Here is an 8,728-nt window from a genome sequence, read left to right on the forward strand (position 1 = left end):
GTGACTGCACTTGAAACCAAGGCTGATGCTGAGGCCCTTATCAACAAGGAAGGCATCGAGTATGTCTCCGTTCGCTTCACTGATCTGATCGGTGTTCAGCAGCACTTCACCGTGCCGGCAAGCGAATTCCTGAAGGACGCCTTCACCGACGGCATGCCGTTCGATGGTTCCTCCGTGGAAGGCTTCCAGGCCATCAACGAGTCCGATATGAAGTTGGTGCCGGACGTTTCCACCGCATTCATCGATCCGTTCCGCAAGCACAAGACCCTCGACGTGGCCTTCTCCATCGTCGACCCGCTGACCGACGAACCGTACTCCCGCGATCCGCGTCAGGTTGCAGGCAAGGCCGAGGCCTATCTGAAGTCCACCGGCATCGCCGACACCGCTTCCTTCGCTCCGGAAGCCGAGTTCTTCATCTTCGACAAGGTACGCTTCGAGAACAGCATGCAGCGCTCCTTCTACGAGGTCGACTCTATCGAAGCTCCGTGGAACTCCGGCGTCGACACCGAAGACGACGGCACTCCGAACATCGCATTCAAGAATCGCGTCAAGCGCGGCTACTTCCCGGTCCCGCCGATCGACCACACCCAGGATCTGCGCGACGACATGGTCGCCAACCTGCAGAAGGTCGGCCTGATCCTCGAGCGTTCCCACCATGAGGTCGCCGGCGCTGGCCAGCAGGAGATCAACTACCGCTTCAACTCCCTGCAGCATGCAGGCGATGACCTGATGAAGTACAAGTACGTCGTTCACGAGACCGCCGCTCTGGCAGGCAAGGCCGCAACCTTCATGCCGAAGCCGATCGCAGGCGACAACGGCACCGGCATGCACTGCCACCAGTCCCTGTGGAAGGATGGCAAGCCGCTGTTCTATGACGAGAAGAACTACGGTGGTCTGTCTGACCTCGCCCGCTGGTACATCGGCGGCCTGATTAAGCACTCCTCTTCTGTGCTGGCCTTCACCAACCCGTCCCTGAACTCCTACCACCGTCTGGTTCCGGGCTTCGAGGCGCCGGTCAACCTGGTCTACTCCGCTCGTAACCGTTCCGCCGCCATCCGTATTCCGCTGGCCGGCACCTCCCCGGCTGCGAAGCGTATCGAGTTCCGCGCTCCGGATCCGTCCTGCAACCCGTTCCTCGCCTTCTCCGCACAGCTGATGGCTGGCTTGGACGGCATCCTGAACCACATCGAGCCTCCGGCACCGGTCGACAAGGATCTGTACGAGCTGCCGCCGGAAGAGCACGCAGGCATCAAGCAGGTTCCGAGCTCTCTGGCTGAAGCCATGGACGCCCTCGAGGAAGATCATGACTTCCTTACCGCGGGTGACGTCTTCACTGATGACCTGATTGAAACCTGGATCGGCATCAAGCGCGGCGAAATCGACCAGGCTCGTCTGGCTCCGACCCCGCTGGAGTACGAGCTGTACTTCCACATCTGACGGCCGCATAGGGGCGGAACATAGCCGGCAGTAGGGCTTTCGCGGTATCCAGAATAGCCCACTGCACCTATGCTGCACCTATGCTGCACCTATGGTGTTCTGAAGAACCCCACTTCGTCCACAATCGGGCGCGAGTGGGGTTTTCCTTTAGGCGCGCCACGCTGGCAACATGTCAAGCCATTCGTTCAAATCCCGCCGTCGGATGCGCATCGTCGTGCTGCCCGCCAGGCACGCCTTCAGCAGTCCGTTGCGCACGTTGGCCCGGATGATTTTGGCGGGAACGCCCGTAAGAGCCTCCACTTCATCCACACCCAGCAGCGGGCGGTTTTCGATGGGCACGTAGGGCTTTTCCTTCGGTCTGGCCGTAGTGCCCTCGGATTCAAGTGTCTTCTTCGATTCCGTCATAGCAGCGGCTATGCGTCGCGAGGATTCAACGGCGTTGCGGCTCCGGCGCATCCGGCTGGATCGCTGCGACCCCGCTCCGCCGGCCGGAAGTCCTTCAGGGAGTCCGACCGGCGACGGGAATCCCCGCCTTCAAGCGGGAGAGGATGTCAAGCTAGGAGATGGCCGTTCACCACGATGTTCTGACCGGCCAGAATGCCCGGTGCAGGCGATCGGCACCCCCGTGAACGTGCGAAGGCGCTGAGGGCTTCGATGACGGAGCTGGCCAAGGAAGTGCGGTTGGCTGCCTCCTACGGAGAACTGAGCGAGACCCTGCAGCAGAGGATCGAAGTCGTTATGAGATTCTTCCTGGCGCTTGGCGAGGGGGTTGATACGCCAGCGGAGGAAGAGCCGCGAATGAAGGTGCCCCCGGCTGTGCCAGAGGCACCTGAAGCCCGCGTCAACGACGACGTGAGCATTTTCGGGATGGGGCGCGGGAGAGGCTACGACCAGACGGTCAGGGCCTTGTCGGCAAGCCACTCCGCGCGCTCGTCGATGTCCTCTTCGCCCCATGATTCCTTCTCCAGGACGCCATCCATGGTGGCGAGGCCGGCGGCGCAGAGCGCCAGACCGTCCTTATATCCTTTCCCTTGCTTCTTGACGACCCACTCGGCATCGCGGATGGAGGCGTTGAGCGAATGAGTGATGATGGCGAGGTTGCCGAACGTGAGGAGCTTCCTGTCCCTTCGCGTAGCAGCCTCGTCATCAAGGGCTCCCCACTTGTTGCGCCACTTTTTAGGCATCATATGCTCGAGGGTGTACTGGTTGAATCCGAGAAGCGCGGTGCTGCTCATGCTCGGTCTGATGGCGCTTTCCAGCAGATAGAGGACGCCTTTGGACTGGAGGTTGTACAGGCACGACTCGCCGAACGCGGCGCGCACCTCGGGGTCGCTCGGCATATAGGTGGTCGCCTCCGCGTCGGCGGCAAGCGCAGTCCTCAGCGCAGCGGCGTCCTTTGCCTCGTTTAGGATCAGCGAGGTGAACAGCCTGTTGTAGTTCTTGGTGGTCGCCCTGACCAGCATTCGGCGGACGATGTAGCTCTCGAGCGTGGCGAAGATCTTCGCCTGCTCATCCGACGATTCCACGTTCTTGCGGACGTACAATACGTATGGGATGAGCGTCGAATTCTTAAGACCGAATATCAGCACGTTCATGCGCTCGGCGGACGGCGCGGAGGAGACGTTCCTGTCGCAACAGGTGGGGTCGAACGTGGACTCGAACACCTCGGCGTAGGCCTTCATGGCACCCAGCACCTCATCTTTGCTCCCATCGCAGTACCTGGCGATGAAGTCTTTGTAGGACTGGAAGAGGTTGGACGTGCGCGAATAGAAGAGCTTGTCCTCGGTCGTGACGCCGCGCTCCTTGTTCTGAACCAGGATCTGGAGGAACGCGTCGAAGAACAGATCGACGAGCGTGCGCTTGATGCGCCCGGTAACGACCTCCTGCTCCCAATATTCCCTCTTCTCCGCCGTGGGCTCGAAGACATCTTCCCAGCACTCCTTGAACGCCTGCTCGTTCTCGTGGTTGAAGAAGTAGTTCTTGAGGAGCTCCGCCGTCGTCAGGCGCACCCCGAGCGAGTTGATGGTGTCGAATATCTGCTGCTCGTCTTCGCCCTCGGTGAGATCGATGCAAACGAACTGAACGTTCGACTTGATCGCGTTCCTGTCGACCTGTTCCGAGTCGATGTTTTTGAGGAAGTAGTTGTAGGCGCCAATGATGGCCGACGAGCCGTCAATCGGCTCGCTGCCCTTGGCATCAACGACCTTCTTGAAATCGTCTCTATCGTATCTACCGTGGCTCAGAGCGACGTCGCCGGTCTCAAGGATGAAGTCCCGCTCGAACAGCTTGCCGGCGCCGATTTTCGCGCAAAGCGCCTTGAAGAAGATAATCATGGTGGTGAGGCGCTGCTGTCCGTCGATGACGGTGCGCACCTCGGATACCTCCGACCAGGTATTGCCGGAAGACTCCTGCTTCAGGATGATGGAGCCCAGGAAGTAGGGCCGCTTCGAGGCGGTGACGAACTCCATGTCGCCGAGGAAGCGCTCCCACTGCTCTTCTCCCCAGACGTACGCCCTTTGGTAGAAGGGTATTTCGAGCAGGCGCGATCCGTTGAACACGCCGCTTATCGTTGCTTTTCCTGCATCCATCCTTAAAGCCCTATCTATCCTTCGCAGTTATCACTTATGAGCCAATATCGTCAATGCGCCATTCGGCCTCTTAGTATTCCAGGCTCTTGGCATCTTCTCCCAGCAGGCGCTCGAAGATGATGCGCAGGTCCTCGTCATCGAGGTGGCCGCCCTCGAGGCAGCCGCGGTCGATGGCGTCGAGCATCGTCTGCTCCTTCTCCTTCAAGCGATTGTAGATTACGGCATCGAGGGATAGCTCCCTGCCGTCGCGCATGAACTTTTCGCGCATGAAGTAGTAGCGCGTCTTCTGATTGTCGGGCAGGCCAAGGCGGTGTATGCGGTCTTTCGACTGCAGCAGGTGCACCAGGTTATAGCTGTACTCGAAATACACCGCGTCGTGGCAGACGCTGTGCAGGGAGACCGACTCGGCAAGCGTCTGCGGGTTGGTCACGAGCACCCTGAAGCGCCCCGCGCGGAAGTCGTTCAGAATCTCGCGCCTCTCTTCCTGTGGCGTGGCGCCGTAGATCGCCTCTGCCGGAATCCCCATGGCGGCGAGGTCGCGGCGGAGGTTGGCGATGCTGCGGACGAAGATGCACCATACTATGACGGGGCGGCCTTCGGCGACGATGCGCTCCACGAGCCGCTCGCACGCCACGAGCTTCGAGCTCGGGCGGCTTCGCTCGATGGCCTCGTAGAACGTCTGAGAGAAGTCGACGTAGTCGATATCCGAGTAGTCGTCGCCGACCTGGTCGAGCACGTACTCGAGGTCGCCTGGGTCCACGGCTGAGCAAAGCATCTCGGGATCGCTCTCGAGCTGCAGGGTGCGTATGATCCTCGCGAGCGCGTTGGGGCAAGACGCGTACAGGACGCGCAGCAGCGTGTCCTCGTCGGGCGTCGCTTCGATCTCTACAATCTCGTCGGGCTCCGGGCGCGGCACGCCGAGCTCGTCCTTGTTCGTTCGGCAGAAGAAGGGTGCCAGGCTGTCGTTGAGGCTTGCCTGGAGGTCTGCATCGGGCGCGCGGAGCTCGCCCGGTTCGTAGCCGAAGAACGTGTCATAGTCATCGGGGTACAGGATGTGCAGCAGGTTGTAGATGTCCTGGTAGGTGTTCGGGATGGGCGTTCCCGTAAGGGCGATCACGAACTTAGCACCGTCGGCCGCCTCGAGCGCGGCTTCCGCGCGCCTGCCGCCGATGGCCTTCACCCGGTGCACCTCGTCGAAGACGAGCAGGGTCTGGTCGGGGATGATGGCGTGCAGCTCCCGCACGTAGCCCGAGAGCGACTCGTAGTTGAACGTGAACAGGTTGCATGCGCCGCTGTCGAGCGACAGCGCGTTTCGCCTGCGCTCGGTCGACATTGCCGCTATGGCGGGGTCTCCCAGCGAGAAGCAGCTCAAAGGCAGCTTCTCGCCGAAGGTGGCAACCCATTCCTTCTCCCACGATTCGAAGCCGTTCTTGGGGCAAATCACCACGATGCGGCACGGCCGCGGGCACATCGGGGAACGGCGCCAAGGCTGCGGATTCGTCCGCTGGCACGTCCGCCAAGCTGATGACGCGCAAGGAGTCCGCCAAGTACTACGAGGAGCTGGTCAAGCCGTTCAACGACGCCATGGATGAATTCAATCTGGAATACTACAGCCATGACGGCGTGGCCGCGTCCGACGCGGCCGCCAAGGTCGCCAAGGAGGCGAAGGCCGCCGCCGTGAAGATGGGCAAGGCCGTATGGCCGAAGGATGCGGAGAAGTACGCGAAGGCCACGGCCAGGGACTTCTCCGCCGACGCCGTCGACTTCGGCAAGTACGCGGAATGCGCGACCATCGACGAGATGGACGCCATCTAGGCCACCGCGTCATCGGAGAGTCCAAGCGTCGGGCTCCGTAAGGTCCTGGGCATGGAGGCGGCGCCGGACTTCGACTACTTCATCATCGTGGACAGCCATAGCGACGGCGTGGATGGCGACGGGTACGCGCAGGGCACGTTCACCATCAGGAACGGTCTGAAGTCCACCGTCTACCATCTGAGCGCCACGATCGCCATCCTCGACAAGGACGGCAACAGCGTGGGCGAGACCTACCCCCAGGCGCAGTCGCCGACGCCGGCGGGCGGCACCTGGGCCGCCTCCTACATCGTCTCCCCGGACCAGTTGGAGAAGGGCGTCAAGGTCAAGGTCACCGGGGTTAGCTGGGAGCCCAGCGATTCGGCGGGCAAGCTCTACGAGCTCGCCGTCGACGGCGCACCGCTCGACCTGCGATAGATGGCGTCCGAAGGCGCCAAACGCCCGCACCCATGCCGAAAGGCGGGATGCGGGCGTTTTTTCACGTGGGCGATGGGGTGGACACGGGGAGCTGGAAAAGGATGATTCCGACGCTCGTATGGGTCAGAGCTATCGCAGTGTGAACGTGTGCATGAACTTCTGGCCGGACTTGTCGAATCCGCCGGTGAACTCCAAAGTGACCGGGCTCTCCTCATCGACAAGCCGGAAGCCCTCCAGGATGCCAATGGAGGGGTCGGGTTGGACCTCCTGATTGGCATCGGCGAGCTCGATGTAACAGGGCACGTTCTCCGCCGACCTGCAAACCGTGACAGGCTGTTTTCGGAATTGCGGTGTCGCAGCCCGATCAGGGAAGGCTATGCGTCGCGGCGGTTCGCTCTGGCATGACCAATCATCCTCCCATGCCGTCCACTCTAGCGTTGTTTCGGTCTTTTCTCCCATGCGTTCGCCCGTGATGCCGTCATGCCTTGTCGTCCGCGGGGCCGGTGCCGGATACCATGCGGCCTCGGGTGTGGGGCGTCGCCTTTGGCGATGTGTTCTCGTGTGGTTTTTGCGGTATGTCCTTGCTGTTTCGCCGATTTGCGGAGACATACCTTATAGGGTATATTTGTGGGTGTGTGGAAAGTTGAATTGGAACCCATAGCCGATTGGCTGAACACGCTTGACCATAAATCGCGGGTGCAGATACTCGCCGCCGTGTCATTGCTGGAGGAGCAGGGGCCTGACCTCAAACGTCCGATAGTCGGCAAGATAAAAGGGTCGAGCCTCATCCCCTCGATGAAGGAGCTCAGGCCCGGATCTTCCGGCAGAAGCGAGGTGCGCATACTGTTCGTGTTCGATCCGAAGCGGAAGGCGATCATGTTGGTAGGCGGAGACAAGCAGCGGAAATGGGACAAATGGTATCGGAAGGCCATACCTGAAGCCGAACGGCGCTATCTCGTATGGCTGGAGGAGCGGTACGGAAAGGAGACGGACCGATGAGCTACACACCGGAGCAGTTCATGGCCGACAGCGGCATCACCCGCGACGAGGTCGACGCCGAGAAACGGCGCATGTTGGAGGAGATCCGGCTCTACGAGCTCAAGGAGGCCCGCAAGGCCGAACACGTCACCCAGAAGCGATTGGCGCAGGCCCTGGGGGTCAGCCAGAAGAGGATAAGCGTCATCGAGTCGGGCGACGTGGACCACATCAAGGTGGACACGCTGAAACGCTATCTCGAAGGCATCGGCGGAACATTGCACGTCACCGCCTCCCTGCCCGGAGGCAAGGAGCTGCGGCTCGTCTGAGACCCGCATCCGGCGCCATCCCCGGTTGGTCGGCACGCGGCGGGAAGATCATGAAAGTCCCCATGTCGTCCCGCGCCCAGGGCCCACGACCTTATCTATAAGGCCGTGGGCCTTTCCTTTACCTAGCCCTCGATGGATTGGCAACGGTGTGTTGGACAGTTCCTTAGAGGACGAGTCCTTGTTCGGTGAATTCTTTTGGACTCCGGTATCCGAGGGTGGAGTGGAGTCGTTGGTTGTCGGACCACCACACGTAGTCGTTGAGGTCGCGCCTCAGTCGCTCGATCGTGGTGTAGTGGTTCCGGTACACGAGCTCCTTCTTCAACAGCCTGTTCGTCGACTCGACCACGGCGTTGTCGTAGGGGTTGCCCTTGCGCGACAGCGACCGCTTGATGCCGAACACGCGAAGCAGCTCGTCGATCCTCGTGTTGTCGAACTCGCCGCCCCGGTCGGTGTGGAACACCTGAATATCCGTCAGCGGGAAGCCGAGGGTGGCGAACGCGCCCAGCACCAGGCCCGCGTTCCGGGTCCGTCCGACGGAATGGCCGGCGATGCCCCTGTCCGCCAGGTCGACCAGCAGACACACGTACGCCCATCCGTCCCCGACTCTCACGTACGTCAGGTCGCTCGCCAGATGCGTGCGTGGGGCATAGCCGTCGAACTCGCGGTCCAGCAGGTTCGCGAGTCCGGCCTCGTCGGCCCGTGTCTTGTGCGGTTTGGGCCGCTTGCGCGCGTACGCGCTCGTCATGCCCTGTTCGCGCATGATGCCGCCGATGCGTCTCCTGGAGGCGGTGACGCCCCTCCGCTCCAGGGCGGCCTTGATCTTCCTGGCGCCGTAGCGTTCGCGACTGTCGCGCCGGACCGCGCGCACGTCGCCGGCGATCGGATCCGCACGCTCCGTCCCGGGATGCCCGATCATCCAGTAGTAGGTGGAACGGGGAACGCCCAGTATCCTGCATCGCGCCGATATCGGGCAGCGGGCGGCGTTGGCCCGTATCACGCCTGCCTTCGTGCGAATACCGGCGCCGCTTGTTCTGAAACGTCCGCCTCCATCTCCAACTGCCTGTTGCGCCTCCTCGGCTCGATCAGCTCGTTCCGCTCGGGCGTGCGGTTGTCCGCGGCCCGGGTGGAGCCGTTGTCGCGTGTTTGTGTTCAATGTGATGTGAGCCGAGT

General features: G+C 61.7%; 10 protein-coding genes. 5 read left to right on the forward strand and 5 right to left on the reverse strand.

What is annotated here, in order from left to right; translation table 11 throughout:
- Nucleotides 1-1,437, forward strand: coding sequence for a type I glutamate--ammonia ligase (gene glnA / locus OU26_RS07465; protein WP_026646939.1), 1,437 nt, complete (start codon nucleotides 1-3; stop codon nucleotides 1,435-1,437).
- A 147-nt stretch (nucleotides 1,438-1,584) separates the two neighbouring features.
- On the opposite strand, the gene OU26_RS07470 is transcribed toward glnA, so the two are convergent.
- The 3 genes from OU26_RS07470 to OU26_RS07480 form a co-directional block, all read right to left on the reverse strand.
- A complete protein-coding gene (locus OU26_RS07470) occupies nucleotides 1,585-1,842 on the reverse strand; it encodes a MerR family transcriptional regulator (protein WP_051592983.1) in 258 nt (85 codons plus the stop codon).
- Nucleotides 1,843-2,321: 479 nt separating this feature from the next.
- Nucleotides 2,322-3,995: a DUF262 domain-containing protein gene (locus OU26_RS07475; protein ID WP_051591948.1), complete on the reverse strand. Its 1,674-nt coding sequence runs from the start codon at nucleotides 3,993-3,995 to the stop codon at nucleotides 2,322-2,324.
- Between the two features lie 100 nt (nucleotides 3,996-4,095).
- Complete coding sequence (locus OU26_RS07480) at nucleotides 4,096-5,472, reverse strand: helicase-related protein (RefSeq protein WP_160257606.1); 1,377 nt, start codon at nucleotides 5,470-5,472, stop codon at nucleotides 4,096-4,098.
- A 77-nt stretch (nucleotides 5,473-5,549) separates the two neighbouring features.
- On the opposite strand from OU26_RS07480, the gene OU26_RS07485 reads away from it, so the two are divergent.
- The gene (locus OU26_RS07485; RefSeq protein ID WP_026646937.1) at nucleotides 5,550-5,840 is read left to right on the forward strand and encodes a hypothetical protein; all 291 of its coding nucleotides are present in this window, start codon (nucleotides 5,550-5,552) and stop codon (nucleotides 5,838-5,840) included.
- Between the two features lie 51 nt (nucleotides 5,841-5,891).
- On the forward strand, nucleotides 5,892-6,254 hold the full coding sequence (locus OU26_RS07490; protein ID WP_026646936.1) for an FxLYD domain-containing protein: 363 nt from the start codon (nucleotides 5,892-5,894) through the stop codon (nucleotides 6,252-6,254).
- Between the two features lie 129 nt (nucleotides 6,255-6,383).
- Here OU26_RS07490 and OU26_RS10220 read toward each other — a convergent pair whose 3' ends face one another.
- Entirely contained in the window at nucleotides 6,384-6,557 is a 174-nt protein-coding gene (locus OU26_RS10220) for a hypothetical protein (RefSeq protein ID WP_155809203.1), read from the reverse strand.
- Nucleotides 6,558-6,887: 330 nt separating this feature from the next.
- Here OU26_RS10220 and OU26_RS07500 point away from each other — a divergent pair, with 330 nt between their 5' ends.
- Both OU26_RS07500 and OU26_RS07505 read left to right on the forward strand, forming a co-directional pair.
- Entirely contained in the window at nucleotides 6,888-7,253 is a 366-nt protein-coding gene (locus tag OU26_RS07500; RefSeq protein ID WP_026646934.1) for a type II toxin-antitoxin system RelE/ParE family toxin, read from the forward strand.
- On the forward strand, nucleotides 7,250-7,558 hold the full coding sequence (locus OU26_RS07505) for a helix-turn-helix domain-containing protein (protein ID WP_026646933.1): 309 nt from the start codon (nucleotides 7,250-7,252) through the stop codon (nucleotides 7,556-7,558). The genes OU26_RS07500 and OU26_RS07505 overlap by 4 nt, the downstream gene beginning before the upstream one ends.
- 163 nt (nucleotides 7,559-7,721) lie before the next feature.
- Here the strand turns inward: OU26_RS07505 and OU26_RS07510 are convergent, their stop codons facing one another.
- Nucleotides 7,722-8,555, reverse strand: a complete 834-nt coding sequence (locus OU26_RS07510) for an IS3 family transposase (RefSeq protein ID WP_237743739.1) — start codon at nucleotides 8,553-8,555, stop codon at nucleotides 7,722-7,724.
- Between the last annotated feature and the right edge of the window lie 173 nt (nucleotides 8,556-8,728).

Origin of the sequence: Bifidobacterium ruminantium DSM 6489 (assembly GCF_000770925.1) — a bacterium.
In the GTDB taxonomy this organism is placed as follows: domain Bacteria; phylum Actinomycetota; class Actinomycetes; order Actinomycetales; family Bifidobacteriaceae; genus Bifidobacterium; species Bifidobacterium ruminantium.